Annotated in this window: 21 protein-coding genes; 2 read left to right on the top strand and 19 right to left on the bottom strand. The window is 61.4% G+C overall.

Annotated elements, in window-relative coordinates; translation table 11 throughout:
* Positions 1–13 precede the first annotated feature (13 nt).
* The 7 genes from GT003_RS22185 to GT003_RS22155 form a co-directional block, all read right to left on the bottom strand.
* Entirely contained in the window at positions 14–955 is a 942-nt protein-coding gene (locus tag GT003_RS22185; protein WP_161701956.1) for an NAD-dependent epimerase/dehydratase family protein, read from the bottom strand.
* A complete protein-coding gene (locus GT003_RS22180; RefSeq protein WP_161701954.1) occupies positions 952–1,785 on the bottom strand; it encodes a dTDP-4-dehydrorhamnose reductase family protein in 834 nt (277 codons plus the stop codon). Before GT003_RS22180 ends, GT003_RS22185 begins: the two co-directional genes overlap by 4 nt.
* Positions 1,782–2,765, bottom strand: a complete 984-nt coding sequence (locus tag GT003_RS22175; protein ID WP_161701952.1) for a polysaccharide biosynthesis protein — start codon at positions 2,763–2,765, stop codon at positions 1,782–1,784. Before GT003_RS22175 ends, GT003_RS22180 begins: the two co-directional genes overlap by 4 nt.
* A complete protein-coding gene (gene wecB, locus GT003_RS22170; RefSeq protein WP_161701950.1) occupies positions 2,755–3,852 on the bottom strand; it encodes a non-hydrolyzing UDP-N-acetylglucosamine 2-epimerase in 1,098 nt (365 codons plus the stop codon). Before wecB ends, GT003_RS22175 begins: the two co-directional genes overlap by 11 nt.
* A 35-nt stretch (positions 3,853–3,887) precedes the next feature.
* On the bottom strand, positions 3,888–5,423 hold the full coding sequence (locus GT003_RS22165; protein WP_161701948.1) for a glycosyltransferase family 4 protein: 1,536 nt from the start codon (positions 5,421–5,423) through the stop codon (positions 3,888–3,890).
* Between the two features lie 186 nt (positions 5,424–5,609).
* The gene (locus GT003_RS22160) at positions 5,610–6,737 is read right to left on the bottom strand and encodes a CgeB family protein (protein ID WP_161701946.1); all 1,128 of its coding nucleotides are present in this window, start codon (positions 6,735–6,737) and stop codon (positions 5,610–5,612) included.
* A gap of 17 nt (positions 6,738–6,754) precedes the next feature.
* Positions 6,755–7,855 (bottom strand): CgeB family protein, encoded by a 1,101-nt coding sequence (locus GT003_RS22155; protein ID WP_338046039.1) that lies wholly within the window; start codon positions 7,853–7,855, stop codon positions 6,755–6,757.
* Positions 7,856–9,114: 1,259 nt separating this feature from the next.
* Between GT003_RS22155 and GT003_RS22150 the strand changes: the two genes are divergently transcribed.
* On the top strand, positions 9,115–9,327 hold the full coding sequence (locus GT003_RS22150; protein ID WP_170312305.1) for a cold-shock protein: 213 nt from the start codon (positions 9,115–9,117) through the stop codon (positions 9,325–9,327).
* A 217-nt stretch (positions 9,328–9,544) separates the two neighbouring features.
* On the opposite strand, the gene GT003_RS22145 is transcribed toward GT003_RS22150, so the two are convergent.
* The 10 genes from GT003_RS22145 to GT003_RS22100 all read right to left on the bottom strand — a co-directional run bounded on the left by GT003_RS22145 (position 9,545) and on the right by GT003_RS22100 (position 16,905).
* Positions 9,545–9,817 (bottom strand): hypothetical protein, encoded by a 273-nt coding sequence (locus GT003_RS22145; RefSeq protein WP_161701944.1) that lies wholly within the window; start codon positions 9,815–9,817, stop codon positions 9,545–9,547.
* Entirely contained in the window at positions 9,789–10,136 is a 348-nt protein-coding gene (locus tag GT003_RS22140; RefSeq protein ID WP_161701942.1) for a hypothetical protein, read from the bottom strand. The genes GT003_RS22145 and GT003_RS22140 overlap by 29 nt, the downstream gene beginning before the upstream one ends.
* Complete coding sequence (locus GT003_RS22135; protein WP_161701940.1) at positions 10,136–10,474, bottom strand: alpha-helical endospore appendage domain-containing protein; 339 nt, start codon at positions 10,472–10,474, stop codon at positions 10,136–10,138. Before GT003_RS22135 ends, GT003_RS22140 begins: the two co-directional genes overlap by 1 nt.
* Before the next feature lie 24 nt (positions 10,475–10,498).
* Positions 10,499–10,786: a nucleoside-diphosphate sugar epimerase gene (locus GT003_RS22130; protein ID WP_161701938.1), complete on the bottom strand. Its 288-nt coding sequence runs from the start codon at positions 10,784–10,786 to the stop codon at positions 10,499–10,501.
* A gap of 221 nt (positions 10,787–11,007) precedes the next feature.
* Positions 11,008–12,351 carry a glycosyltransferase family 2 protein gene (locus GT003_RS22125; RefSeq protein ID WP_239565935.1) on the bottom strand — a complete coding sequence of 448 codons (1,344 nt, stop codon included), beginning with the start codon at positions 12,349–12,351 and terminating at the stop codon, positions 11,008–11,010.
* A gap of 48 nt (positions 12,352–12,399) precedes the next feature.
* Entirely contained in the window at positions 12,400–13,620 is a 1,221-nt protein-coding gene (locus GT003_RS22120; protein WP_161701935.1) for a GT-D fold domain-containing protein, read from the bottom strand.
* Positions 13,617–14,339 carry a sugar phosphate nucleotidyltransferase gene (locus GT003_RS22115; RefSeq protein WP_161701933.1) on the bottom strand — a complete coding sequence of 241 codons (723 nt, stop codon included), beginning with the start codon at positions 14,337–14,339 and terminating at the stop codon, positions 13,617–13,619. Before GT003_RS22115 ends, GT003_RS22120 begins: the two co-directional genes overlap by 4 nt.
* Positions 14,340–14,358: 19 nt before the next feature.
* Positions 14,359–15,108, bottom strand: a complete 750-nt coding sequence (locus GT003_RS22110; RefSeq protein ID WP_161701931.1) for a glycosyltransferase family 2 protein — start codon at positions 15,106–15,108, stop codon at positions 14,359–14,361.
* Positions 15,105–16,199 carry a glycosyltransferase gene (locus GT003_RS22105; protein ID WP_161701929.1) on the bottom strand — a complete coding sequence of 365 codons (1,095 nt, stop codon included), beginning with the start codon at positions 16,197–16,199 and terminating at the stop codon, positions 15,105–15,107. Before GT003_RS22105 ends, GT003_RS22110 begins: the two co-directional genes overlap by 4 nt.
* A gap of 4 nt (positions 16,200–16,203) precedes the next feature.
* The gene (locus tag GT003_RS22100; RefSeq protein WP_239565942.1) at positions 16,204–16,905 is read right to left on the bottom strand and encodes a glycosyltransferase family 2 protein; all 702 of its coding nucleotides are present in this window, start codon (positions 16,903–16,905) and stop codon (positions 16,204–16,206) included.
* Between the two features lie 208 nt (positions 16,906–17,113).
* On the opposite strand from GT003_RS22100, the gene GT003_RS32160 reads away from it, so the two are divergent.
* Positions 17,114–17,482 carry a hypothetical protein gene (locus GT003_RS32160; RefSeq protein WP_170312303.1) on the top strand — a complete coding sequence of 123 codons (369 nt, stop codon included), beginning with the start codon at positions 17,114–17,116 and terminating at the stop codon, positions 17,480–17,482.
* A 701-nt stretch (positions 17,483–18,183) separates the two neighbouring features.
* On the opposite strand, the gene GT003_RS22095 is transcribed toward GT003_RS32160, so the two are convergent.
* Together GT003_RS22095 and GT003_RS22090 are read right to left on the bottom strand one after the other, a co-directional pair.
* Positions 18,184–19,446: a stalk domain-containing protein gene (locus GT003_RS22095; protein ID WP_161701926.1), complete on the bottom strand. Its 1,263-nt coding sequence runs from the start codon at positions 19,444–19,446 to the stop codon at positions 18,184–18,186.
* A gap of 134 nt (positions 19,447–19,580) precedes the next feature.
* A complete protein-coding gene (locus GT003_RS22090) occupies positions 19,581–25,520 on the bottom strand; it encodes a WIAG-tail domain (protein ID WP_161701924.1) in 5,940 nt (1,979 codons plus the stop codon).
* Positions 25,521–25,686 lie beyond the last annotated feature (166 nt).

Raw genomic sequence — 25,686 nt, 5'->3', positions numbered from 1 at the left:
TCCAGCAAAATGATCATGCCTGCAGGCGAGCGGCTTCGAGCGCATCCTGCAGCGACTGTCTCAACGTATAACGCGGCGACCAGCCGAGCGCGGTCAAGGCGCCGATATCGGCCGGCGCCGGCGAGGCCGCGGCCGAATCGCCGTACGCCCACCGCAGCGGCCGCAGGGCGAGCGCGCCGAACGTATCCGCGATCTCTTCGAGCGTCCGCATGACGCCGGACGCTGCGGAATAGACGCTGCCGCTCTTGCCCGCGCGGAACAATAACTCGTACGCGGCGATAGCGTCGCGTACGTCAAGCAGGTCGCGCTGCTCGCTTCGCGAAGAGAAGCGAAACGGCGCAGGCGCCTCCGTGCCGCGTTCGGCGGCGCGTTCCGCTGCGGCGGCATACCGCGCGAGCAGCCCGCACAAGCCTCCGGACCGGCCGGGGCCGATCAAATTGGACGGCTCCGCGACGATGACGTCCATCCCGAACAAGGACGCCCAGCTCTGCGCGACCAGTACCTGCATCGTCTTGCTCAAGCTGTACGGATGCTGCGGCTTCGGGGCGTCCCCTGCCGACGCCAGCGGAAACCGCAGCATCGAGCCCGCGACCAGCACCCGGCACGGCTTTCCTAGGCTCCGGATACCCTCCAGCAAATGGACCGTGCCCATGACGTTGCTCTGCAGCACGGCCGCGGGATCGCTCCACGATACGCCGACGGCGTTGGCGCCTGCCAGGTGCAGCACGCAGTCCGGTGCCGCGCTTCGCGCCAGCGCCTCCGTCTCGTTCCGGGAAGACAGATCGCAGGCCAGTACGGCATCGACGCCGCCGAGCCACGCCCGCTCCGCAGCGCCAGCGGCGGGAAGACGGCGGACCGCCGCCGTCACCTGCCAGCCGAGCGACGCGAAATGCCTGCAGGCATGCTCGCCGCAAAACCCGCCTGCGCCCGTCACGAGCAGGCGCGGCCGGCTCATGCTCGCTTCATCCACATGGCCAGTTCATCCAGCATCCGGATATACCCCGATGTCCGGTACGTCCAGTCGCGCCGCGTCGATACGAGCGTGCGGTCGATCGAGACCCGGTCGTCGGATACGATGCGCACATTCTCCACTTCGAATGCCGCTTGGAACAAAAGCAGCAGCGTCAGCTTGTTCACCGATTCGCTCGCCGTCAGATGAACCAAGCCGCCGATATGCGGATGTTCGATGGCGAACGCGGTCGCCTTCGCCAGCTCCAACGTCGTCACCCCGTTCCATAACACGTTCGCGTATCCTTTCACCAGACCGCTTTGCGCCAGGAACCACTTCAGCAGGCCGATCCCGTTCGGACGGATCTCCGGTCCGATAATCGAGGTCCGGATCGTCAAATGCCGGCCGTAGTTCATCTCGCCAAGCGCCTTGGAGCGTGCGTAGACCGACGTTCCGTCCGGATGATCCTGCTCCGTATACGACCCGCGCTCGCCGCTGAACACGCAGTCCGAGCTGATATGGATGACGCGCGCGCCGACCGTATCCGCCGCGTAGCGCAGCCAGTGCGGCAGGAAGCCGTTCACCATATAAGCGGCGAGCGGGTGCGACTCGGCGTCTTGGTTCAAGACGCCCGCCGCATTGATGATAATCTCCGGCCGCACCGACTGGACCAGGGCCGCGACCGATTCGGCATCTGCCGCATCGAGCGCCAGGCTGCCTTCTCCGTCCGCCCGCCTCGTCGTATAGACGACCTCATGCTCGGGATACTCCTCGCGGAAATAGCGGATCAATGCATGACCCGCCATGCCGTTGCCCCCGATGACGAGCAGCTTCATGATAGGAACCCGCCTCTGACGAGCATGGAACGGATTTCGTCCTTCGTCATGAGCGCGACGGCAGAGCTGTAGCTGTCGAAATCGACCTTCGGATTCGCGGCATAGTGCTGGCGAAGTCCCGGAATGTCGAGCGTAGGCAGGATCACGAGATACTCCTCGTCGTACGATACCGTCGTCAGGCTCTCATGCTCCGTAAGCAAGATCTCGTGGATCTTCTCGCCCGGACGGATACCGGTCTCCACCATCTCCGCATCGATGCCCATGTCCTCCATCAGCACCGCGGCCAGATCGATGATCCGGCAGGTCGGCATCGTCATGACGAAAATCTCGCCGCCGACGCTTTCCATCGAGGCTTTGAACAGCAGCGTGATCGCATCCTGCAGCGTCAGGAAGAAGCGGGTCATGTTCATGTCCGTGATGCGCACCTGCCGCTTGTTCTTGATCTGGTCCGTGAACAGGTGAACGACGCTGCCGTTCGTGCCGAGCACGTTGCCGCCTCGCACGCAGACGAAGGTCGTCTCGGAATGGAGCAGGTTCGCGTACACGATCAGCTTCTCGCCGATCGCCTTCGTCATGCCGTAGAAGTTGGACGGGTTCGCCGCTTTATCCGTCGAGATGTAGATGACGCGCTTCACGCCGTTCGCGATCGCCGCTTCGATGACGTTCTGCGTGCCGATCACGTTCGTCTTGAGCGCTTCGTAAGGCTGATCCTCACATACGGGCACATGCTTCAAAGCCGCCAAGTGAAAGACGTAATCCACCCGCTCGCATGCGCGCATGAGCGCTTCCTTGTCGCGGATGTCCCCGATGCAGAAGCTGAGGCGCGGATCCTCGAACGAACGGCTCATCGCCACCTGGCTGGATTCGTTGCGGGAGAATACGATGATCTGTTTGGGCTGTTGAGGCAGCAGCTGGCGAATCAATTCATAGCCCCAGGAACCCGTACCCCCGGTGACCAGTATGCGCTGATTAGTAAACATTCCATTTCCCTCCAAGCACAAATTTAACCACTTTATCCGATACGTCCCCGGCCAGATACCCTTCCGGGCATTCCCACTTCGCAGGCAGGGCCGTCATGACCGCCGCCGCTTCTTCGATTCGGACCGCGTTCAGGCCGCACACCACGTTGCTTCCGCAATCGATCGTCTCCGGCCGTTCCGTCGTCTGCCGGATCGTAACCGTCGGCACCTGGAACAGGCAGCATTCTTCCTGAACCGTTCCGCTGTCCGTGATCGCGAGCAGCGCATGCTGCTCGAGCCGCACGAAGTCGAAGAATCCCATCGGCTCGTAAAACTCCACCCTTGCATCCATCTCGACTTGTACGGCGCCGCCGTCGATGCGCGACCGCGTCCGCGGATGCACGCTGCAGATGACGCGCTTATCGAAGCGTCTCGCCACGCGGTTCAAGCCATCCAGTATGCCGGTCAGCCGTTCCGGCGCGTCGACGTTCTCCGCGCGATGCGCCGTGACGAGCACGTAGCCTCCCGATTCGAGCCCGAAGCGCTCCAGCACGTCGCTCGCGTCGATTTGCGGCTTATAGTGCGTGATGACCTCGTGAATCGGGTTGCCCGTCTGCACGATCCGGCTGCTCGGGAATCCCTCCCGCAGGAGGTTGCCCTTGCTGTAGGCCGTATACGGCATGTTGATCGTCGACACGGCATCGATGATCCGGCGGTTCTTCTCTTCCGGAACCGACAAATCATAACACCGGTTGCCGGCTTCCATATGCACGACCGGAATGCCCATCCGCTCGGCGATAATCGCGCACAGCGCACTGTTCGTATCGCCGAGGAGCAGCACGACGTCAGGCTTATGCGCCGTCAGCACCCGCTCCGTCTCCGCGAACATCACGGACAGCTGGCCGCCGAGCGTCTGCTTCGCATCCGTGAGCAGCACATCCGGCTGCCGCAGTCCCAGCTCCCGAAAGAACACATCCGACAAGGAAGGAGAAAAATTCTGTCCGGTATGCACGAGCACATGCTTCTCGGCCAGCGCATCCAGCTTCTGGATAATGAGACTAAGGCGAATGATTTCCGGACGTGTGCCCAAAATCGTTACAACGCGCATGAAAAGGTTCCCTCCTTCTGGTGATCTGCGCTTTCCTACGATGCCTTTCTGCGGCGTTTCTTCGTGCCGCCCGAGGCTTTGCCGCTGCCGGTCCGCGTTCTGCCGCGTCTCCGCTTGGTGCCGCCCCGCCGCTTGCCGAGCCGCTTCCCTAACCGCTTGCTTCCGCGCTTCCGACGCTTCAGGCGAGCTCCGCGCGGCGCCGGTCTCTCTTGGCCGATCGGTTCGCCGATCGGCCAAGAGGCAATGTAGGCATCCGGCACGATGCGCACGTCCTCCGGACGGTAGCCGACGCCGAGGAACGCCTCCATGGTCCGAAAGGGCCGAAGCTTGCCTTGGTCGAACAGATAAATCGCAGTACCGCTTCCCTTCAGCACCTTCGGCGTCTGACCTTCCAGCCTCAGCGAATCGATGAAGATCCGCAGCCTTTCCCGGTAGACGGCGATGCCGAATGCAGCATGCGCCCCCCGCGCGCTGCGGGCGCCGACCGCCTGCAGCGCCACGTCATCGCTCAGCAGGGACGACACCTTGCCCGCCAGTCCGTCGTAATCGCCGGTCTGGATGACATAGTCGGCGTTGCCTGTCATCCGGCCGATCTCGGCCAGACCGCCGGAGCCGTAGACGACGGTTGCTTTGCCGAACACCATGCCCTCCAGCGCCGTCATCCCGAAGCCTTCCGCCGCCATGCTCGGTACGACGAGCAGATCCATCGCCGGGTAAACCGTCGATACCTGCTCTTCGAATCGCAGCCAGCGGAATCGCTCCATCAGCCCAAGCCTGCGCGCGATGTCCAGGCATTGCTCGAAGTACGGCTGATCGACGGGATTGCCGACGATGAGGAACATCGCTTTCGGATGGAGCACGGCGTTGCGGACCGCCATTTGCATGAAATGCTCCAGCCCTTTGGCTTCGAAGATGGACGAGGAGATGTACCCGACCAGCCGGTGATGATCTTCGATGCCGAGCTGCCTGCGCCGATTCACGCGATGCTCCTGCCAGCTCTCCGGCTGCAGCTCGTTCTGATGCCACGAGGGGTACACGAGCTTCGTCCTCGGGATCATGCCCGGCGTGCGGAGCGGCTCGAGCGCCGCTTCGGAGATCCCGACGATAAAGTCGGCATGCTGCTCGAACACCGCGGCGGCCGCCGCCCGGTAAGGCGTGTCGCGGATCGCTTCCATGATGGACCATACGACGGGAATGCCCAGCGCTTTGCCGGCAATGGCGGGCAGCGGATGCACGCAGGTATTGACGAGGATGACGTTCGGCTGCTCCCGGCTAAGCAGCGCGAGCAATTCTTGCCAGGAAGGCTCCTGCTGCCGCTGCGCGATCTCTTCTTGCAAATGCGGGAGCGCCAAGTAGAGCGGGACGACAAGGGGGATATCCTGTACGATTACTGGGATGTCGAGGCTTCTGGCACCGGCTGCAATGACGCCTTCGTTCGGTACGACCAGGGTGCATGCGAAAACCGGCAGCAGCTCTCGGACCATAAACAACAACAACTTCTCGGCACCCGTTACGTACTGGGGGCTGCAAATATGCGAGAAGACCAGCATTTTCGGCTTGGTATGCTTCATTCGGCTGCCTCGCTCGTCAGCGGCTAAGCTGGAGCAGGCGTTCACCTCCGTCCCGTGTTGCTCTACTCTTTGATCCTAGTTTCTATATAGTATTTGGAAGGCCGCTGACGCGGCACGTCATTTGAACCGCCAGCAAACGCACAAAATGTCGCCCCGCCCGGCCGTACACCCATCCCGCACCGCCACTCATCCCGGGAACAACAGCCCGAGCATGCGCTGGATCCGCTTCGCGTACGTATGCTCCCGCATCGTCCGGATCATGCCGCGCATCGCGATGGCCTGACGTTCTTCCTCGTGGGCGAGATAATATTGGATTTTCTCTATCATCTCTTGCGGCGACGCATAGGTAACGATGTCCACGCCCGGCGTATAGAAGGATACGAGATCGTCGCGGACGTCCGTCAGCTGGAGCGTCGCGCAGCCGGATATTTCGAAGGTGCGGGGGTTAGGGGAGATCGCTTGAATGCCCGCGCTGTTGTTGTTGAACGTATCGTCGTCCGGGGAGCGGTGCATGTTGATGACGATTTTGGCGCCGTTGTACATGTTGGCCGTCTCCAGCGGGTCCATCCAGCGGCCGAGCTCGATTTTGCTCGCGAGCAGATTGAACTCCTTCAGCCGCTCCCACCAGATCCCGGATATGTGCGTATCCTTGGCGGCCAGATAACGGGTCAGCTGGTCGAAAAACGCCACCCGCTTCCAGTACGCCGAACCGATAAAGCAAATCTCGTGGCGCTGCGAGCGCTCCGGATTGCGCGGCCGGAAGGCTAACGGATCCGAGCCTAAGGACAAATAATGGACATTCGGACAGCCGATCTGCTTGTAATAATCGACGCAGATCAGCTCGAGCGTAAAGATGACGTCGTAGTGCGGCGCGATCTTCGAGGTAATGTCGGTGTAATAGGGGTCATCCGTGAACCAGATAGCCGTCCGTATCCCCCCCGCCCGCATGCGGTCCACATGGGCAACGTCGAATTCCAGGCCGTCCAGCACGATGACGAAATCCGGGCGGATCCGCAAAGCCAAGTCTGCCACCGGCTGCTTCGTGTCGGTAATCGTCAGCTGTGCCGCTTGGCCGCGGAACGCATCGGCGATGGCAATATCCAGCGGCGAATAGGGAAAGCCCTTGCCCGACGCCACGAATAGGATATGTGCCTGAACGATGGGCGGGGGAGGCTCGGCGCCGGCTAGCAGCGCCGCCTCGCAGCGCCCGAACCAGTGACCGTGCTCCCATCCGAGCCGAAAGCCTTCCGCGCGGCCTTGATGCGCGTCGCGCCCCGTGCCCCTCCTGCGCTGCCGCTTTCTCCTCGTTGTCATCGTCTTCCCCCCTGGTCTTACCATCCCAGCACCTCCCCGATTTGCTGCAGACGCCGCAGGTAGGAATGATCGTTCAGCGTCCGCCTCAGTCCGCGAAGCGCCATCGTCCTTCGCTCCTCCTCGTGCGTCAAATAAAATTCCAGCTTGTTGCGCAGCTCCACGGTATTGGCGTACGTATCCAGTTCGAGACCGGGAACGAAATAATGCGGCAGGTCTTCCCGCTGGTCCGTCAACTGCATCGTGCCGCAGGCCAAAATCTCGTACGTCCGGGGATTGATCGAGCGTCCCGGCAAATTGAGCACGTTCTTGTTGTCCTTGCCCGCCTCGGTTGTCCGATGCAGGTTGATCACGACGCGCGCTCCGTTATAATGCTTGACCGTTTCCTCTACCGGAAGCCAGCCGAGCCGGATGAACCGCTCCATCTCCTTGAACCGCTTCATCCGTTCCCAGAGCCCCCCGGCGATAAACACTTTGCGCGTCTTCAAATACGGCACGAGCGCATCGAATATTTCCACCCGGTTCCAGAACGCTTGGCCGATAAAGCACACGTCGCTGCGGTACTTCTCCTCGACCGCCATCGGCTTGAACCGGTTGTGGTCGACGCCGAGCGGCATGTAAACCACTTTCGTGCAGCCTCGCTCCCTGTACATCTGCATCGTGCTCAGCTCATGCGTCAGCACGACGTCGTAACGCGGCGCGATGTACATGGTCTCCGCCGTGACGTACGGATCGTCGGCAAACCAAATAGCCGTCCGTATCCCAAGCGAACGCACGGTATCGACCTGCTGCAGATGATTCGCCGGAAAGACGTGCAGCCCGTTCAGCACCAGCACCCAGTCCGGCCGGATGAGCGCGGCCTGCTCCGCCATCCTCGTGGCATCCGCTACGTATACTTCGCGCACGGTTAGGCGCAGCGCCTCGATAATGCCTTGATCGATGCCCTCGAAGCCCTGCGGAATGTACAGGACGCGGCTGTCCCTCTTCAGCGGCGCCGGCGGCTGCAAATGCCGGACCAAATATTCGCAGGCGCCGTCCCGCAGCCCGCTCTCGTATCCTGACGCGAATCCCGCCGCTGACGCCTCGGCGTTCATTTGTTCCTCGATTTGCACTGTCGCCACCTCTGAATGTTCGTATCTTCTGTCACCATATATATGCGAATGACAGGCAAGGCTCTTGGTCACTTGTCCGCGCGGGATACAAAATTGGCTGATGACCCCTAAGGCGCATGCACTCGGGCGGCGCAGGCCGGAGTGCAGGGCAGCTGCGCTTCGGGGCTAGAGGGCAGGGCAGCTGCGCTTTAGGGCCGGAGTTGTAGGGCAGCTGCGCTTTAGGGCCAGAGGCCAGGGCAGCTGCGCTTCAGAGCCGGCTATGCCGATGAGCGCTCCCGTGGTGCTCCGCACCAAAGTCGCTCTCCTTCGGCATGCCGGCGCTTGCGCTTCGGCCCCTAATCGGCTGGACGGCTTCGCCTGATAGCCGGAGCAAAGCCGCGCTTCGCGCCGGAGTTGTAGGGCAGCTGCGCTTTAGGGCCAGAGTGCAGGGCAGCTGCGCTCCAGAGCCGGCTATGCCGATGAGCGCTCCCGTGGTGCTCCGCACCAAAGTCGCTCTCCTTCGGCATGCCGGCGCTTGCGCTTCGGCCCCTAATCGGCTGAACGGCTTCGCCTGATAGCCGGAGCAAAGCCGCGCTTCGCGCCGGAGTTGTAGGGCAGCTGCGCTTAAGGGGCAGAGGGCAGGGCAACTGCGCTTCAGAGCCGGCTATGCCGACGAACGCTCCCGTGGTGATCCGCACCAAAGTCGCTCTCCTTCGGCATGCCGGCGCTTGTGCTTCGGCCCTGAACGGCTGGACGGCTTCGCTGTTGGCCAAAGCAAAGTCGCTCTTCGCCGGAGTTGTAGGGTAGCTGCGCTTCTATACAAACATGTAAAATACACCCAAGAATCCTTTACGGTCCCTTCAGGGACCCGCAACCGAACTGCATGGGTGCATTTGCATAAGTACGTTGGAGCTTCATAGTGCCTGAGGTGCAACTCTTGCGCTAGAAGCCGACGGTTGCTGCCTATGTTATCCGGCTTGTTTAATTCAATAATCCGGTGCTTGAACACGCTTAATGAGTACGGGAGACGGTGCTTTAAAGGGGGCTTTTTCGGGGAAATAGGAGGTGAGGGATAATTTAACAATGACCTGGCCATTCTTGCCGTGAATCAGAATTGCACGATTCGTTGGCCAATAGCCGGTGCAAATAACGTTCAACGCATGTCATATTTGCGGCTTGGAATCGCCAAACAATCGGTTATAGGACAGAATTACAAAAAGTAGTATATTTTTGGCAGTCCAATCACATATTATAAGAAGATAAAGGCATGCGTACGAACGAAGGAGGGCTTGATCATTCATTTCTCAAAAAAGCAAGTGGAACCGATCCCTGAAGAAGAAACGTCGATTTGGACATGCACCAACGAAAGCTGCTCTTGCTGGATGAGGAACGATTTCTCGTTCGGAGAGTTCCCGACCTGTCCCATCTGTCATTCCACCATGACCAGTGAAACCAAAAACTTGCCTGTCTTAACGAACGGCACGAAACGCGGCTTCCAGTAAGACAGGCTCTGTCGTTGTCGATCCGGCTCTTCCCGCCACGATCCGTTTGGCGGGGGGAGCTTTCTTTTTGTCGTTCATGCCGGCGCGACAAGAACCCCGCCTCCGCTAGCATGCGGAGATCGAGGTTCTTGTCGTCATCCGGTTCCTCCCGGACGGCTCTCGGTCCGGCCAAGTCTCCTTGGTTCGCTCCCGGTCCGCTCGGTCTGCTCTCAAGCATCTAACCGTTCTGCTGCTCGTAAGCGATCTGATGGCCGTCCTCGAAGCCTTTGGCGAAGCCTTGATTGTACCCTTGGTTATAGGCGGCGTCGAAAGCCTGATTATAGCCGGCTCCGGTCTGCGGCTGGCGCTGCCGCTTCTTCCTGCGCGGCGTCGACTTTCTTCCGCGGGAGGACTTGCTCCGTTTGCCCTGGTTCCGCGGCTTCGCGCTGCTTTTGCGCTTGGGCCCCGCTGCTTTGCGCCGTTTATTCGTCCTTACGGCTGCTGCGACCACTTCGGTTTCCTCCTTTGCGCTCCGGCGGCTCCTTGCTGCCGCCCGGCAATGCCGCGCCGCGGTTCAGCCATGGCCTGCCGGCCGGCTTCCCCGTGCTTCGCCGCGCCGGATGGCGCTCCATGGCGCGCACCATCTCGGAGAGCGTCTGCTGCATCGCCGCGAGCGAATTCATATTGCGCTTGATGGACATGGCCATGCCGGGGTCGTTCCGTGCCATATCCGCTACGCTTTCCAAGATCCGTGCGACGGCTGTCTGGCTGCGGGCAAGCGCGCCGATCAGCGCGGTGCGCGCCTCGCGTTCCAGCCGGTTCCGGTCCATTACTGTTTCTCCCCCAAATCGAACGAGCCTCCGAGCATGCCTTCGAATCCGCCATCCGATTCGCCTTCTTGTTGGCGCAGCGCGGCTTTCAGCACGTTCGTCATGCCCATGTTCAGCTTCGTCAGCCCGTCGATGACTTCAACCAGCTGCTCATGCACCCTTATCGTCGCCTTCAGATGATCCTGATGGTCCGCGAACGCATCCGGCGTCACATGATTCAGCATCCACGACCGCACCTTCTCGGCCTCCAGCGCCTTAGCCTCCAATATCATCGCCACGTTCCACTGCAGCTTGGCGGAGGCGTCCAGCATTTTGGCATATGCCTTTTCCCGACTCATGAATCGACGCTCCCTTCCTCCGCCTTACTCTTCGTCCTCGACTGCGAATTCCTTCATGACCGTGCTCAACGTGATGGCAAGCGACTCCTGAAGCTCGGCGATGCTGTTCAAATAAGCGACGACGCTGCCCGTCACCGCCTTGGAATTGTCCATTAACTCATCAAAGCCGCCGAAACCGGGATGCTGATCCGGAAGCGCATGAACGAGCTGCGCCATTCGGACGGCGACATGGCGTTTGCCCTCCAGGATGCGCGACAGCTGTTCATGGGAATGGGACATATGTTCGATCATTTCCGTCACGATATGCTGCATGACACGTCCTCCTTAACTTGAACTCCCGGGAATGATGACTGGTCAGCGCGACCACACGCACAATCGACATGCGGCATTCATCGCGGTATTGGTCTTTATCAGCATATGCGCGGCAGTCCCTTCGCGGTACTGCCGGCAGGGGCAGGAGACGAAGCAGCAGCGACAAGCGATGCCTGGCTGCCTGCGGCTAGCCGGCACTTCGACCCAGCACCTCTCCTTCGCTACAGCTTCTCTGCCACGCGGACCGGCGCGATGACCGGAAAACCCTCGACGAGCTGCCCGAGCTGTTCGGCAGTCGGCGCCGCTCCCCGCCGCAGCTGCAAGCTCCAAGCTTCAGCGGCCTTCATGCCGGGCACGCGGCGCCGAACGCCGTTCTCCGCCATGTAGAGGATGCCGTCCGCTTCCCAGATTCCCCCTTGGCCCTGCCAGGACGCATCGACATCCGCCGAGGCGATCGGCTCTCCGGCCGGCCAGCGCCGGACGTCGATCTGGGAGAGACGCACGACTGGCGCCTGTGCTTCGCCGACGATCGGCCTTCGCAGGCCGCCTTCGATCCAGTAGCGCGTATCCGTCGCTCCGCGGACGACGATTCCCTGCGGGAAGAAGGCCGTTTCCCCTTGCGGCGGCAATCCGGTGCCCAGCTGCCGAACGGCTTGAATCAGATCATGGGGATTGCCCCATTTGTCCACGTAAACATGCTCGTTATGATTATTCACTTCCTCGAACTTGCTGCCGAGCGCCTTCATGCTTACGCTTCCGAAATGATGAATGAACGTATCGCGCGCAATGACGAGCGCGTACCCTTGCAGGCGAACGCGAATATTGAAATCGTCGTCCTCGAAGTTGCCGATCTCGAAGCCTTCGTCCAAGTATCCCGTGCGCTCCCACAACTCGCGCCGAAACAACAGACAGAACCCCGTCAACCGGTCGGTCAACGTCCATTTGGCGGGATTGCCGATATTGAACCGCCGGGCGAACGGCTGGATTCCGCTTTCGTCCGTGTACGGCACCTCGATTCGCTGATCGCCGCTGATGTAATTCGTCACGGGACCGACCATGCCGATGGCCGGATCGCTGTTCAAGCAGGCCAATAAATTGTCCAGCCAATTCTGCGTCACGATCGTATCGTTATTGAGCAACAGCAGCGTGCTTCCCTTGGCCATCATGAGGCCGACGTTGATCGCCCCGGCGAAGCCGCGATTGCGCTCCAGCACCCGGAAGCGAACGACGCCGCCCGCGGTTTGCAAGTAATCGGCCGTCCCGTCCGTGGAAGCGTTGTCGACAACGATGATTTCATAAGGGGACGCCGTCATATCATGAATGCTCGCGATGCATTTCTTTAAGTAGTCGAGTTGATTGTAGCTCGGAATAATAATGCTGGTGCCGTCAAAATACGTGCCGAAGCTCTCCTGGCCCGAGCGAATGCCTTCCTGGTATCCCGCCGCCAAGCCTGCTTCCCGCCCCGTAAGTGGTTTCTTGATCCGCTTGTTCGTGCGGGTTCGGGGACGGGAACGGACTTGCGTCGCCTGCGGCCGTTTGCGCTGGGAACGCGCTTGCTTTCTCATGGTCCTCATTCAACTCCTTCATGGACGGCCCGCCCGCGGAGGCCGCGGTTACAGGATATATTTGCCCCTGACGATTCCGTCCGCCATATGGCCGAAGTCGAGCGCGGTCTTCCCGAGTTCGCGCGCGATCCGGGTACAGAGAATGACGGCCGCGATGCCCGCCGATACGAGTGCCAAGTTAAAATCGACGCCTCTCACTTCGCCCATGACCCGGTCGACGTCGTTCACGCCTTTGACGGGGCTGATGATGCCGTTCACTTGAAATCCGCATCTCATTAATGTCTGGGAAAGGGCCGGCGCCACGTTGCCGATGACCAAGATCCGCTTGCCCGTCAGCAGCCGATACAGCAGGCCCGCCTGGTGGAAGTGATAATTGACGGCCGAGTTCGTCAGCCTCAGCTGCGACATCTCCAGATGGTGGCTGCGGAAAACCGGATGCAGCAAGGGCTGAAAATGCTTCCGCCGCGACGAAGGCACGCCGACGATATGGGCCAGGCGAACGGCCTGCGCCAGCTGATCCCGCGCTCTCAAATCCGGCGGATTCACCCCGGCGTACGGCAGGAATTCCCCTTCGCGCTGAATGGTCCCTTCATCGTACATGACCCCTTGGGCGAGCGTCAGCAGCTCGCCGTCTCCCAGGCGCACGACGGCGCAGGGCCGCTGCTCGGCGATGGCCGCCTCCATCTCCATGAACACCTCTTGAACGTCCATGAGCGGAATGCACTGCGCCCGAATCTGTTCCGCTCCCCGCGCGATGATCTCGCGCAGGCTGATTTCCGGCAGCAGCAGATTGGCCGGCGTCTCCTGTTCCAGCAGCAGCTCTCCGCCTTCATACAAGCCAAGCTGGTAGCTCACCGCCGCTGCATGCTCTTGACCGGCATCCTTCGGGCGGACGCCGAGGTCCGTAACCTCCTGCGGTTCGACGACTGCCTGCTGCAGGTCGGACGTACCTTCCGCAGGTTGAACGCGCAGTTTGCGGCCGCGGTATCTGCGCTTTGGCGCTTTGCCTTTGCGGGCTCTTGTCCGCTTCTTCCCGCTGCCCTGCCGCGACTTGACCGTGCCGCCGGAAGAACGCGCCGGGGCAGCTGCCGCTCCGGGCGAGGCAGCAGTTCTCCCCGTCGGCGGGGCTGTTCCCGTGCCAGCGGAGGCAGCGCTGCGTTTCTGTACCGCCTTCGCCCTATTAACGGACGTGCTTCGTCCCGCCCCGGCAGCCGACGGCGCTGCCGGGAGAGCTCGCGCGGCAACGGCCGCCTTGCTTCGATTGCTCATGTGATATCCCCCATCAGCTTCCGATTCGCTTCCAGCAGCGAGTCGAACGTACCCGCATCCGTCCACCAGCCGCTCAGATGCCGATGCTCCAGCTTGCCTTTGCCGGCGAAGGCGTTGTTCACGTCCGTGATTTCCAGCTCGCCGCGCTGCGACGGCGACTGCTCGGCGATCAGGTCGAAGACCGTGCCGTCGTACATGTAAATGCCCGTGACGCAGCTGTCCGTTTGCGGCGCGGCAGGCTTCTCGTCAATATGGATAATTCGTCCGCCGCCGTCGAATACGGGCACGCCGTAGCGCTCCGGATCCGGCACCTGCTTCAGCAGAACCATGGCGCCCGAGGCTTGGGAACGGAATGCATCCATATGCGGCTTCAGCGGCTCCTCGAACAAATTGTCTCCGAGCAGCACGATGAACTTGTCGTCGCTGCCGATGAACGGCCGAGCCAGCTCCAGCGCCTGCGCGATGCCGCCCGCTTCTTCCTGAATCCGGTAGGTGAGCGAAACCCCGTAATCTTTGCCGCTGCCGAGAAACGAAGCGAAGTCCCCAAGCGCCTTAGGAGCCGTGACAAGCAGGATATCCGTGATTCCCGCGGCCTGCAGGCTGATCAAGCTGTAACATATCATCGGCAGACGGCCAACCGGCAGCAGATGTTTGTTCAGCAATTTCGTCAGGGGCAGCAGCCGCGTTCCCGTCCCTCCGGCCAAGATAACAGCTTTCAAATCGATGACCTCCTAACGGTTACATGAAATTCGCAGGATCGACCTGCCATTTAGCTTTGAAAAGCTCCCGGTTGCGTTCGACCAGCTGCGCGACCTGAGCGGCATTGCTGCGCTTGAAGCTGGCGCTGCCCTCATGGTGAACGAAGACGTTCCTGCACATCAGCAGAGCAAATCCATGCATGCGCGCGCGAAAGCAGTAATCGTCGTCCTCGTAATGGCCGGGCGAGAAACGCTCATCCAGCTCGCCGATCCGTTCGTACAGCGCGCGCCGGAACAGCATGCAGAACCCGACCAGCCGCGCAATCGGCTCGTATCCCTGCGCTTCGCGCACGAAGGCGTCGGCTGCGGCGCGGTGAAAATCCGTCATCGAACCGAAGGGATACTCTACCTGCTGCCTGCCGCTCGCATAGTTGGTGACGGGCCCGACGATGCCGACATCGGCGCTGCTGTTCAATGCCTCCAGCAGCCCTTGCAGCCAGCCGAACGAGACGGTGACGTCGTTGTTCAGCAGCAGCAAGTACTCGCCGTTCGCGGCCCGCATGCCTTGGTTGCATGCTTTCGGAAATCCCGCGTTGCGCGCGGCCGACACGCAAGTCAACCCCTGCTCGACGGACCAGCCCGGCGTGCCGTCGGAGGAACCGTTGTCTACGACGATGATTTCATACGGGGTTTGCTTCGGATCCGTATAGTCCCGGATCGCCGCGACCGCAGCTTGAAGAAGCGAAAGCCCGTTGTACGTCGGAATGATAATGCTGGTCATGCCGTTCATGTCGCGCTCCTTCCTGCCGCTAACCGGCGCCGGACTCCGTCTGGCAGCGACAGCCGGGCACCTTTCGTTCGCATGGCGGCCCGCAGTGCTTCGATATGATCGCCTGCCGACAGCTTCGCGGCATCGGCCGGTCCCATGCTTCCTGTGCCTAGGGCAGCCGGACTCGCTGCAGCGACCGGGAAGCAGCGTATGCGCAGCTGATGCTCGATCGCGGCCCGATGCGCCATCGGCGGCACGGCCAGCAGCGGCAGTCCGACGCGCTCCATGGCGGGACGCGACCAGGCATGGGGCAGTACGGCGACGGAATTAGCCTGCAGCTCCGGCTTTCCCAGCGACCAGTTCATGAAGGCCTGGATCCGCGCCGCGTCGCTCCAGCCTCGGAACGCGCCGAGGCGGCCGCTCACGTCGGCCAGGACCAGATCGCTGCCGGCCTGAGCTTCGGCCAGCAGAACCGCCAGCTGCTCCGCCGAGACCGCGGCTTCTCCGTCGACGAACAGCACGAGCTCCGCATTCGTCAGCCGCGCCCCGACTGTCCGCCCCACATCCATGCCCAATTTCTCCCGCGTATGGATGATCGTCACGTCAGGCAGCGCCCGGAACCGGTTGAACGCTTCTCCCCCCGCGGCCTCCTGTACGATAACGATCTCATCCAGCGGCAGACGCAGCAGCTGCTGGACCGATTCGAGCCGGGCGTTCGGACCTGCCATCACGACAGCTGCCGCCGATCTCGTCAGGGCGACCGGCACCCACATGCCCCCCGGCAGGCGAAGGCCTGCCGCGAACCCGTCCGCGAACGCCATGCCGCGCTGCTGCTGGCTGCCCGATCGCAGCGCGCCCTGCAGGCTGCGGCGCGTCCAGTGCTCGTTCATGAGCAGCTTGGCTTCATGGCCGGCAAGCGGCGCGGCGCCGTTGCGAAGAATCGCCGCGGCCTCGGCGAAACCGGCCGCATATTCGGCTTTGTACGAACCGGAATGTCCGGTCCTGCCCGTCAGCCTCCGCGATCCGGCATCCTTCGGTAAAGCTTTGCCGCCGCCTCCGTGGCTGCGTTTGCTTCTTCCTTTGCCTGCACGGCTTCTTCTCGACGATTGCATGTTATCACCTCGCAAATTCGCGTTTTCGCCCCGCATCCCCGAATCCGCCGCGCTCGTCGGTATGCCGAGCCAGCCAGTCGATCGCTTCCAAGTGATCGCCCACGATCAGGAACTCCAGCGGGTTCGTGCGTTCCCGCTTCCTTCGGAGCAGATTGAGCTTGCCGACATTAATATGTTTGACCGCGCTCACCTTGCAGCCGAGCCGAACGGCCATCGCATGCGCAAGCGGCGGGACCGCAAGCGCCTCCGCGCCGATCGTCTCGAGCGCCCGGCGGCTGATGGCATGCGGCACCGCGGTCATGGAGGTGCCTTTCAAATCCGGCCGCGCAAGCAGCGCATTCAGCGCATGCTTGGCAAGCACGACGCTGTGGACGGCCGCTTTATCCGTCGGACCGGAATAATCGTTCAGCGCCACGTCCGTCTCGCCCTGCAGGATGGAGGTCACGAAGGGCTTCAGCTGCGCGGCCGAAATAACCATATCCCCGTCGATGAACAGCAGCGCCTTCCCCCGGGCGGCATTCGCGCCGACGCCTCGGCCGACGTCATGGCCGAGCGGCTCGGCATACGAGAGGACGCGGGCTCCGCCGGCTCTGGCGATCGCCGCGGAACCGTCCGTAGAACCGTTGGCGACGACGATCACCTCCGTGCTCGGATGGATCCGCTTCGCCTCCCGAATGACGCGTCCGAGCGTCCGGCGCTCGTTCATGACCGGAATGATAACCGAGACGAGCGGGTCTCCGGGTGCTTCCGCCAGCCTTAGTGGTTCCGCCAGCGCCGGCTGCGGCGAAAGTATATGCTGTGCCGCTTCTGCTGCAGGCGGGAGCGCCGGCTGCGCATGCGTCGGAATCGGCGGCACTGGCTGTTCATGTCCTAACCCTTGGGGCGTGAACGGAGAGGTTGCAGCAGCGGACGGGATGGCTGGCGCCGCTGCTTCGGCCTGCCTCGTCAACCGTGCGGCTGCCGGCGGAACCGCCGCCCTTTTCCGCATCGGCGCTTGCTTGGCCGCCAACTGCCGCTTCGACGCGCTTTGCTTGCCCGCGGAAGCCGATCTGCTCGCAGCCGACTTGGGCGATATCGATGATTCGCTTGCGTATGCGTTCCGTTTAACCGCTCGCGTGGAAGCCTTCTGCGCACCGGCTCGCGTACGCAGCCTCTTCTTCCCGGAACGGGCGGATGGCTTGCCTGAAGCCGTCGGCGCGGCTGCCGCTTTCATCGGCGCGCGCGCGGGCGCAGGCACGCGCTTGACGCCTGCCGACCTAGCCGGAAAGGGGGACTGTGCGTGATATAGCAGCATCCCGCCCCTGCGACGGGCTTTCTTCGAGCCATATGGCTGCAGCATCCTTTTCACCTGCCTTGAATCTTCTTGTTACCAGTTAGTGTATGGACGATTAAGAGTAAGAGGAACGGCTGTTGTACGTTAAGGCGCTCGCCTTGCCTGACGTCCTCCCTATGCTCGTCAACACAATCTATCAAACTCATATGTTTATGAGTTAAAGGAGGGGATACGGCATGATAGAGAACATCGCCATCCGCCTCACGCTCAAAATCTCTTGAAACAAGCGGATTTAGCGTGGTTCCGCGTCTATGATTCAAACCAGCTGCGGGCGCAAACGAATCGTTTATCGGGGAGACGAATATGCCCAGCTCCCGCCCTTGTGCGCTGCGCGTCCTTTGAAGGTACAAGCCTTGCAGTATCGGTAAGCTCGGAGGGAGACAAGCTGTCCTAATTCCAAGCAAGGGAAAGCAGCATTGGCTCCAAAAAAACAAAATCCCCCTGCCGTCCGCGGCAGGGGGATTGGTATGGGCTGCATCATATGCTGCATGAGTTAATGAAGGCTGTGTATAGAAGGTTGGGTATGAAGGTTGGGTATGAAGGCTGGGTATAGAAGGCTGGTTTGTGAAAGCCGTAGTTGGTTAGTGATAGCCGTAGTTGTGTTGCTTACTTATATGTTGGCTGAATTTATGCAGGATGCAGGTGCGTTGCTTAATCGAGTTCGCGTAATGAATATCGGAGCACGCTCTCGCCGGTTCCGACCGAAGCGGCATGCGTGAAGTAAAAGACGTCTCCTTCTCTCTTATCGAATTCCAGCCCGTCTCCGTCGTAATCGAAATCCATGGCATATCGGCTGCTTTCTTGAATCCGCTTCTGATCGTCTTCCGGGAGCAGCTGCTTGTACAGCATGGCGGCCTTCTTCGTTTGCAGATTCACCAGCGCGAGCATTTGATTCTGATAGAGACGAACGATCAGCGCATCGTCGGCCGCGTAGACGACGGTAATCGCATCCCGCGGATCCAGCAGCTTCTCTATGTCGGCCGCTTGATTCACCTTACCGTCGGGACTAGCGAGCAGGACGCGGCCGCCGTCCACCAGGACAAGCCCTCCTTCGTATCGGAACAGACTGTCCGTACGGCGGACGCCGTAGTAAGCTGCCTTGCTTTCCAGCGCCAGCTTGCCCTTGTGAACGATCCATTTGATCACGTTGGTGCCGAGACTCGGTTCGCCATAGCTATCCGTAACGGTAATCGCGAGATTTTGCGCATCCAGACGTTCTGTTTCCATCTCGCCGTAGCCTTCCAAGCTTGCGCCGGATATGCCCGCCAGTACCGGGAGTTGTCCGGAAGCGGCCGTGTAGACTTGTTTCGTCGCCCGATTCATCCATACCGCATCCTGCGCCCCAGGGTCAACCTGCGCAAGGTATCGTTCGCTGTAATCGATGGTCAGCTTCCGTTCCTTCGACGCGTAACTGATGCCGGCATGAAGCAGCGAAGCGACTTCGCGAATGGACAAGTAGACCGCGTTCCGCCGAACGATGAGGCTCGCGGCGTCCGAACGAACGGCTCGCCCGTTAATCATTGCCTCCCGCGAATTCGGCGTGAACGCGGCGAGGACACCCGGATAAGCCAGCAGAATCTGCTTGCCTTTCTTCGTCAGGCTGATCTCGCCGAATACGCCTCGGACATCCTGGAACGAGAGATACATGCGGCCTTCTTCGGACAGGATCGGCAGCTTCAAATCGGCGGACCGCTCGCTTTCCCCATCCTTGCGCATAAGGCTGATCGGCTGGGCGGTCTTCTTGCCGAATGCCGCTGCGTTTGCCTGCTGCGTTGAACGCGGCGCCGCAGCGTGGGCATCCTGCGGGAGCGAAGCTTGCACCGGTCCTTGAAGCAGCAAGGCGGCCAGCCCGAAACGAATGGCCACCCGCCCGTAACGGGACCGGCTGCCGCGGACGGAACGATGGATAGGCATGCGGACTCATCTCCTTATGTACGCTAGACGCAAACGGTGGAAAAAAGTTACATGCTTGCCCGTCAGTTGACGAAAAAGCCTCCCAGCCCGTAAGAAACTCGAGCTGGGAGGCCGTTTATAGGGGAAGCCGATGATTATTTAGAGCCGATCGCGATCCAGTTGACGAGACCGATCGGTTCGGGAGTAATCCGCGTACGAACGATGGTCAGTTGAACGGCCGCTGCCGTTTTCTGCTTGATGACCGCGTAGCAGGAAGGCTGATCGGTCGTTGCGACGAACACGTACGCGCCGTTCGCGAAGGGCTGATCGAAACTGATCGTGACGTCGAGCTGCTCGCCTTGGCCTTGGAAATTGTACGGCGCAAGACCGTACTGCTGCAGTACGACTGCCTCGGTCTTCAGCGTCGTGACCGGCGTAAAGCTCAGCTTCGCTGCGCCGATGCTGCCGTCCGTCAAGCTTCCGCCGTCGGCGGCCGGACTTTGCTGCTGCAAAGCCAGCTGAATGCCCGGTGCGAAATGCTCCTCCGTGATGCTGTGCGGCGCCAGCTTCGCGCTCGTGACCGATCCGTCCGCCAGCTTGCTTGCGTCCACGGAGCCTTCGGCCAGCTTCTCACTCGTGATTGCTCCGTCCGTCAGCTTGCTTGCGTCCACGGAGCCTTCGGCCAGCTTCGCGCTCGTGACCGATCCGTCCGCCAGCTTGCTTGCGTCCACGGAGCCTTCGGCCAGCTTCTCACTCGTGATTGCTCCGTTCACAAGCTTGCTTGTATCCACGGAACCTTCGGCCAGCTTCGCGCTCGTGACGGATCCGTCCGCCAAGCCATCGGTCGTCACGCTGCCGAATGGAACCTCAATCTCGCTTGCATGCAGCACGCCAGGCGCCAATTTATCTGCCGTAATGGCTCCATCGGCAATCGACTCGGTCCTGACCGCTCCTTGCGCCAGCTTCTCCGTCGTCACGGAACCATTGCAGAGCGCAACGCTTTCCACGGATCCAGGAATCAGATGCGTCGTCGTGATGGAACGGGCGGCGATCTTGCTCATCGTTACGGCGCCTTGCTGCAGCTGGCTCTCGCTCACCGCGCCTGCCGCCAGCTTCGAACTGCCGACCGATCCGTCCGCCAGCTTGCTCGCCTGTACCGCGCCTTCCGCCAGCTTCGCGCTCGTGACCGATCCGTCCGCCAGCTTGCTCGCCTGTACCGCGCCCTCCGCCAGCTTGGTGCTGCCGACTATGCCGTCCGCCAGCTTGCTCGCCTGCACCGCGCCTTCCGCCAGCTTCGCGCTGCCGACCGCGCCGTCCGCCAACTTGCTCGCCTGCACCGCGCCCTCCGCCAGCTTGATGCTGACGATGGCCCCGTCCATCAGCTTACTCGTTTGCACCGCGCCTTCCGCCAGCTTCGCGCTGTCGACCGCCCGATCTGCCAGCCTGCTCGTTTGCACCGCGCCTTCGGCCAGCTTCGCGCTGTCGACGGCTCCGTCCGCCAGCTTATCGGTCTGCACCGCGCCCTCTGCCAGCTTCGCGGACGTGACCGATTCGTCCTCCAGCTTCGCGCTGACGACGGCCCCGTCCGCCAGACTGCCCGCTTGCACGGCGCCTTCCGCCAGCTTGATGCTCGTAACCGAACCATTCGCCAGCTTGCTCGTTTGCACCGATCCCTCAGCCAGCTTCGCGCTGACGACGGCTCCGTCCGCCAGAATGCCGGTATGCACCGCGCCTGCCGCCAGCTTCACGCTCGTGACCGACTCATCCGCCAGCTTGCTCGTTTGCACGGAGCCCTCCGCCAGCTTCACGCTGCCGATCGTTCCGTCCGCAAGCTTGCTTGCCTGCACCGCGCCCTCGGCCAATTTCTCGGTCGTGACCGATCCGTCGGCCAGCTTGCTCACGAGTACCGCACCTTCTGCCAGCTTGATGCTCGTTACTGCCCCGTCTGCCAATTTGGCCGTCAGCACCGAGTCGTTCGCCAGCTTCGCGCTGCCGACGGCTCCGTCCGCCAGCTTGCTCGCTTGCACCGAGCTTTCGGCCAGCTTCTCGCTCGTGACCGAACCTTCGACGAGTTTGCTCGTTTGCACCGAATCATCCGCCAGCTTCTCGCTCGTGACCGCGCCGTCTGCCAGCTTGCTCTTCTGCACCGATCCTTCCGCCAGCTTTGCACCCGTGACCGCGCCGTCCTCCAGCTTGCTTGCGTGCACGGATCCCTCGGCCAGCTTCTCGGTCGTGACCGCGCCGTCGGCCAGCTTGCTCACTTGAACCGAGCCTTCCGCCAGCTTCGCGTTCGTCACCGAACCGTTCGCCAGCTTGCTCGTCTGGACGGACTCTTCGGCCAGCTGCACGCCGGTGACTGCTCCGTCAACCAGCTTCTCGCTCGTAACCGATCCTTCCACCAAGCAATCTGCCGATACGCTGCCGAACGGAACGATAATCTCGACGGCTTCCAGCACGCCCGGCGCCAGTTTATCCGCCGTAATGGCTCCTTCGGCGATTGCCTCGGTCCTTACCGCGCCTTCGGACAGCTTCTCCGCCGTCACGGAGCCGTTGCAGAGCGCCAAGCTTTCTACCGCCCCCGGAATAAGATGCGCCGTCGTAATCGAACGGGCAGCGATCTTGCCCATCGTTACGGCACCGGGCTGCAGATGGCTCTCGCTCACCGCGCTTGCTGCGAGCTTCGGTCCCGTCACCGATCCGTCGCCGAGATTGGCGGCTGCGATCGCTCCTTTACCGATTACCCGGCTGTCGACCGCCCCTGGCGCCAAATGAAGGTTGTCGATCGATTGCTGCGCGATTTTCTTGGCATTCACGGAACCGTCAGCCAATTGCTCCTCGCCGACTGCCCCGAGCGCCAGCTTCGCGCTGTCGACCGATTCGTCCGCGATCGCATCGCTGCCGACGCTTCCTGCGATAAGATGAGCGCTTGTGACGGAACGCGCGGCGATTTTACCGAGCGTTACCGCGCCTGTTTGCAGCTGCGCCTCTCCTACGGACGATTCTGCAAGCGCGTCGGTGCCGACCGATCCGTTCGCTAGATGCGCCGCGCCGATGGCTCCTTCCGACAGCAGCTCGCTGCCGATCGTGCCGCGTTTGATTTTGCTGCCGTGGATGATGCCGTCCGGCGCTTTATCGAACGTGTAGAACTCCGGGGACATGTGCGCCTGCGAGATCGAGCCTTTGCGAATATGGTAACCCTGAATGGCTTCGGCCTTGACATGCTTGCCTGCGATCGTCTCCAGCTGGAGGTGCTCGCTGGTGACGGACAGCTGCGTCAGCTTCGAGCCGGTCACCGATTCGTCGCACAGCTGCTCCGTGCCGACCGATGCCTTGCCCAGATGCTGTTTCAGCACGCTGTCGGCTTTCAGATGAATGCTGCCGACGGAGCCTTCCGCCAAATGATTGGCGTCAACCGCCGCAGCCGCAATATGCTGACCTTGAACGGCGGAAGACCCGATCGAACGCGAGCTGACGGCTTCGTTCTGCAGATGACCGTTTGCAATGCTGCCTTCCGCGATCTTCTCTTCGGTTACGGCATCTATGGCCAGATGTACGTCCCGGATGCTTTCTGCCGACAGATGCACGCCGTAGATCGACTGCTCCGCCAGATGCTGACTGCCGATCGATTCGTTGGCCAAGTGGACGCCGTTCACGGCACCGAGCGCGATTTTGTCTCCGGTTACGGCACCTTGGCCGATTGCGCCGCCGACGACCGAGCCCGCTGCCAAATGCCGCGCGGTCAGAGCGCCATCCGCCACATGCCGGCCTTCGACTGCTCCCTGACCGAGATGACGCGCCGCTACGGCGCCTTCCGCCAGCTGGTCGCCCGCAACGGAGCCGCCCGCCAGCTTCGAGGTCGTCACGCTGTTGTCGGCCAGCTTCTTGGTGGTCACCGACCAGTCGGTCAGCTTATCCGTCGATACGCTTTCCGGCGAAAGCTTGAGCGAGTTGACCACATGATCCGCCAAATGATGCGAGTAGACCGCTCCGGCTGCCAAGTGCCGCTCCGATACGGAGCCGTTGGCCAGCTTTGCCGCTTTGACCGCGCCATCCTGCAGCGCGCCCGTTTCGATAGCCCCTTTGCGAATGTGGATCGCATCGATCATGTTCGGCTGCAAATGGTCCCCGGACACGGCTTCCGGCGAAATCGCTTCTTCCGTTACCGCTCCGGCCGACAAGTGAAACGCGCGAATCGATTCAGGCGCGACTTTATCGAACGTAATCGACTCGTCGGCGAGATGTTTCGTCTGCACCGACTGTTCCGCAAGCTTCGCGCTGCTGACGCTGCCATCGGCCAGCTTCTGCTCGATGACCGCGGCATCCTGAAGCTGCAAATGTCCGACCGCCGCGTTGCCGATATGGGCTTCCCCGATCGCTTTGCCGGCGATCTTGCCGCCGGTCACGGCGTTGTGGGCCAAATGCTTCTCGTGCACGCTTCCCTCGATCAGCTGCTTCACGCCAACGGAGCGCTCGGTCAAGTGGCGTTCCTCGATGCTGTCGTTGACCAGCTTATCGCCGCCGATGCTGAGGGGGCTCACATGATTGCCTTGCACGGCGTCGTCGGTCAGCTTGATCGCGGTAATGCTCTTGTCGGCGATTTTGGACGACGTCACGGAGTGGTCGACGAGCTTGATGGTCGATATCGACAAATCGGCGATTTTGGATGTCGAGACCGCTTGGTCCTGGACATGGTCCGTTATCACTTCGGCGTTGCCGATATGCCGCGCCTTGACGGCACCGTCCTGCAGCTCCCGGGAGCCGATCGCTTCGGGCGCGATGGCTTCAGACGTGACGGCTTCGGCTTGCAGTTCCTTTGCGCCTACTGCGCCTTTTGCCAGGTGGCTGGAGGTGATTTCGCCCGGCGCGATATGCTTTCCCAGCAGCGCACCCGGTGCTACGTGCTCGGCGAGCAGCAGACCCGGCTGCAAATGGCCGGATTCGACGGCGCCGAGGCTGATTTTCTCGCTCGTGACCGCGGCATCGCGGAGCTTGGAACGCGTAACCGAACCTTCGGCCAGCTTAGACGTGCTGATCGCTTCGTTCGCGATGCTCTCCGTGCGTACCGCGGCGCTTCTGAGCTTCGAGGTCGTCACGGATTGATCGTCCAGCAGCTCCGTCGTTACGATCAGCTGCTTCAGATGCTTCGCTTCGATCGAGCCTTCCGCGAGCTTGTCGGCGCTGATTGTGCGGTCGGCCAGCTTCTCCGACGTAATGCTGTGGTCCCGCAGCTTGTCGCCGGTAACGGAGCGGTCGCGGATCTTGGCACCGGAAATCGCATTCTTGACCAAGTGCTCGCCCGTGATGGACTCCGGCGCGATCTTGGACGTGTTGATGGCATTTTCGGCAATATGGATGCTTTCCACGGCGTAATCCGCGATCAACTGCGACTTCACCGCGCCCAGCTTAATGCGGCTCGTATCGACGGATCCAAAGGCCAGCTTCTCGGTCGTGACCGCATCGTCGGCAATATCGTCGGTATGAATGAACGGAAGCGGTGCATTCGGCATGCGTCGTTCTTCCACGAAAGCCTCTTGCGTGATCGGTTCTTCAATCGGTTCCTCGACCGGTTCCGGAATTACTTCTGCAATCGGTTCCTCGACCGGTTCCTCGATGGGTTCCACGATTAGCGCTTCTTGAACGGTCTCCTGGACTGCGTTCAACGGAAGCTCCACGGCCGCATCCGCTTGGTGAGCCTCGAATACCGCCTGCTCCTGTTTCTGAACCAGCTCCAGCACCCGTTCCGCGGAAAGCAGCGGCGCCGCCGGCTGTTCAGGTGCGCTGGCCGTGCTGATGAACTCATAGTGCGGAAGCGCCTGCGCTTGAGCCGGAAGCTGTTCTGGTTCAGGCTGTCTCCAGTCTTCCTGCTTGGCAGGCTCTTGCTGAACGGCTTCCGATGGTAAGGATTCCTGCGGCGGCGGTGCAAAAACCTGCGATGCGGCATTCACTTGAACGGTTCGTTTCTCGCCGTTCTTATCGTCAACGTTTTTGGTCTTCTTCAGTTCCTCGAGCCATTTCAACTCCGAAGCATTCGGATTATCGACGTAAAATAACGGCTTTCGCCCTTTCGGGCTTTTTCCCTTGCTGCTCTTCGCCATAGCCCTCTCCTTCTTCCACCTCAATTGTCATAGGTATCATATGCATTCACCCATGGGCAGGTCACATGGCGGGCTGCAAATTCTATGTAAAAAACTGCCCCCTCGCGGGAGCAGTTCTCATAAACCGGTTTTTTTCGCTTTTTCCAGCCGTTCGAATGGCAGGCGA

This window comes from Paenibacillus sacheonensis (assembly GCF_009909195.1).
Classification (GTDB): Bacteria; Bacillota; Bacilli; order Paenibacillales; family Paenibacillaceae; genus Paenibacillus_Z; species Paenibacillus_Z sacheonensis.
The sequence above is the reverse complement of the archived record's forward strand: the minus strand, read 5'-3'. Positions and strand labels throughout refer to the sequence as shown.

Coding starts and splice junctions, on each gene's coding strand:
- wecB (WP_161701950.1), bottom strand. CDS start 3,852: ATGCGCGTTGTAACGATTTTGGGCACACGTCCGGAAATCATTCGCCTT.
- GT003_RS22120 (WP_161701935.1), bottom strand. CDS start 13,620: ATGAGCAATCGAAGCAAGGCGGCCGTTGCCGCGCGAGCTCTCCCGGCA.
- GT003_RS22095 (WP_161701926.1), bottom strand. CDS start 19,446: ATGCCTATCCATCGTTCCGTCCGCGGCAGCCGGTCCCGTTACGGGCGG.
- GT003_RS22100 (WP_239565942.1), bottom strand. CDS start 16,905: ATGAACGAGCGCCGGACGCTCGGACGCGTCATTCGGGAGGCGAAGCGG.
- GT003_RS22110 (WP_161701931.1), bottom strand. CDS start 15,108: ATGAACGGCATGACCAGCATTATCATTCCGACGTACAACGGGCTTTCG.
- GT003_RS32160 (WP_170312303.1), top strand. CDS start 17,114: ATGGCTGGCGCCGCTGCTTCGGCCTGCCTCGTCAACCGTGCGGCTGCC.
- GT003_RS22105 (WP_161701929.1), bottom strand. CDS start 16,199: ATGCAATCGTCGAGAAGAAGCCGTGCAGGCAAAGGAAGAAGCAAACGC.
- GT003_RS22140 (WP_161701942.1), bottom strand. CDS start 10,136: ATGGACCGGAACCGGCTGGAACGCGAGGCGCGCACCGCGCTGATCGGC.
- GT003_RS22160 (WP_161701946.1), bottom strand. CDS start 6,737: ATGACAACGAGGAGAAAGCGGCAGCGCAGGAGGGGCACGGGGCGCGAC.
- GT003_RS22135 (WP_161701940.1), bottom strand. CDS start 10,474: ATGAGTCGGGAAAAGGCATATGCCAAAATGCTGGACGCCTCCGCCAAG.
- GT003_RS22175 (WP_161701952.1), bottom strand. CDS start 2,765: ATGTTTACTAATCAGCGCATACTGGTCACCGGGGGTACGGGTTCCTGG.
- GT003_RS22090 (WP_161701924.1), bottom strand. CDS start 25,520: ATGGCGAAGAGCAGCAAGGGAAAAAGCCCGAAAGGGCGAAAGCCGTTA.
- GT003_RS22125 (WP_239565935.1), bottom strand. CDS start 12,351: ATGAGAAAGCAAGCGCGTTCCCAGCGCAAACGGCCGCAGGCGACGCAA.
- GT003_RS22130 (WP_161701938.1), bottom strand. CDS start 10,786: ATGCAGCATATCGTGACGGAAATGATCGAACATATGTCCCATTCCCAT.
- GT003_RS22180 (WP_161701954.1), bottom strand. CDS start 1,785: ATGAAGCTGCTCGTCATCGGGGGCAACGGCATGGCGGGTCATGCATTG.
- GT003_RS22165 (WP_161701948.1), bottom strand. CDS start 5,423: ATGAAGCATACCAAGCCGAAAATGCTGGTCTTCTCGCATATTTGCAGC.
- GT003_RS22185 (WP_161701956.1), bottom strand. CDS start 955: ATGAGCCGGCCGCGCCTGCTCGTGACGGGCGCAGGCGGGTTTTGCGGC.